A 1,626-nucleotide genomic window follows, 5' to 3' on the forward strand; every position below is an offset into this window, starting at 1 on the left:
CCGGGTGGGAGCACGATCCCATAGGTTCGATCTCGACCCAACACGAAGCTGTGATACGTCTCAATTTGAGAGCTTAAGCTTGAGGAGCCTGTCTGTTTGAGCCTCGAGTGAATCAAATTATGGGAAGCAGAGGAGCCTCCCACAAGTAGACTCAACCACGCGACGCTTAGAAATCTTTTTAGGCTCATAACAGCAGGGCTGAGAGGTAATAGGGGGCGCAATAATAATGGAACCAGATTTTACCTTGAGAGTATTTCAGCAGCAAACTGATAATTTCTACAGGTTAGCCAAGTTTTGGGGTCAGGGTGAGGGAGCACAAGCTAAAAGAACACCTTGCTAGAAGAGCATTACAGCTTTAAGGCAAAATCTGGTTCCCTTGCTAATAAGACCCCATCAGCACGAATTTGTCTCGATGTCATTTAATTTGGCTCTGTACATCCTCTTTCTAGAGTGTGATGACAGCAACCCGTCGTTCCACCATGATTGACACGAGCCGCTTTTCCCAGGGGCAGATCACCTGTTACATAGGGAAAGGCAATCACGGTGCCTTGGTGTAGAGGACTCAAGTTATGCAAAGATTTCCAGATCAACGTGGTGTCCGCCCCACTGCCATGCTCCTTTCAGCGCTCCTGACTGTGCCCTTGTTTGCGGGATGTGGTCAGCGTCAGGCTACTGTGCCGCCGCCAGTCGATGACACGCGCACTGCGACTACTACAGCAGCGCCGACGGAGCAGAAGAAGGGCATGAGTAATGTTCAGAAAGGAGCAGTCGTGCTGGCTGGAGCTGCCGCTCTTTACTATCTTTATAACCAGCACAAACACGCGCAGGCACAGGCAGGCGAGAACGGACAGTATTACCTTTCTAAAAACGGTCGCGTTTATTACCGGGATGCAAACCATCAAGCGCATTGGGTAACCCCACCGCCCAATGGCATTACGGTGCCAGCCGCAGATGCGCAACAGTACCGTGACTATCAAGGGTATGACAACCAGACCACCGGACGTGACCTCACGTCGTTGCCAGAAGCGCAGTCAGCAACCAACTGAGTTGCTTGACAGAACGCACGTGGGCACTAGATAACAAAATCAATTTTGTAAACATTGGAGGACGATTATGGTAGGCGATTTTTTACGCAAAGCAGCCGATGCCTTACTAGGCGATCAGCCAGCAGAGAGCGAGAATCAACCACCGCGACCCGCGAGTGAAGACCCGTATGGCGATCCGGCAAATCAACCGACCGATGCTGGGCAGTTCGGCAATGTGCGACCCGCGAGTGAAGACCCGTATGGCGATCCTGCTGACCAGGCATAGCACCCTTATATAGGGTAAATAATAGTGAGCGAGCCGTGAACCGCCAATAATAAAGCACCCTAACCAATGATTGGCTAGGGTGCTTTATTTTGAATCCAATTTGGCATTCCGGGTATGTCAAGTAGTTTGTGTCAAAGGTCAAAATTAGAGCGGAAATCGCTCTTCGTACAGAATCGCAAAACGGTTTAGAGCAGGCTTCCAGTTTGAAATGGGCATCGTCCATTTTTTCGCAATGTGGTGCATCGCCCGATAAACCACTTTGAGGGCAGATTCATCGGTGGGAAACGCCCGATGATTCTTGATCACTTTTCTCAG

The 1,626-nt window shown here is 50.2% G+C and carries 2 protein-coding genes and 1 pseudogene; 2 read left to right on the forward strand and 1 reads right to left on the reverse strand.

What is annotated here, in order from left to right; genetic code table 11:
* The first annotated feature begins 569 nt into the window (after window positions 1-569).
* Together A8707_RS26120 and A8707_RS26125 are read left to right on the forward strand one after the other, a co-directional pair.
* The gene (locus tag A8707_RS26120; protein ID WP_068820353.1) at window positions 570-1,046 is read left to right on the forward strand and encodes a hypothetical protein; all 477 of its coding nucleotides are present in this window, start codon (window positions 570-572) and stop codon (window positions 1,044-1,046) included.
* 67 nt (window positions 1,047-1,113) lie between these two features.
* On the forward strand, window positions 1,114-1,311 hold the full coding sequence (locus A8707_RS26125; RefSeq protein ID WP_068820355.1) for a hypothetical protein: 198 nt from the start codon (window positions 1,114-1,116) through the stop codon (window positions 1,309-1,311).
* A gap of 144 nt (window positions 1,312-1,455) precedes the next feature.
* On the opposite strand, the pseudogene A8707_RS27365 reads toward A8707_RS26125, so the two are convergent.
* Window positions 1,456-1,626 (reverse strand): annotated as a pseudogene (locus A8707_RS27365) (IS256 family transposase); the annotation flags it as partial.

It is taken from the genome of Phormidesmis priestleyi BC1401, from assembly GCF_001650195.1.
Taxonomy (GTDB): Bacteria; Cyanobacteriota; Cyanobacteriia; order Leptolyngbyales; family Leptolyngbyaceae; genus Phormidesmis_A; species Phormidesmis_A priestleyi_B.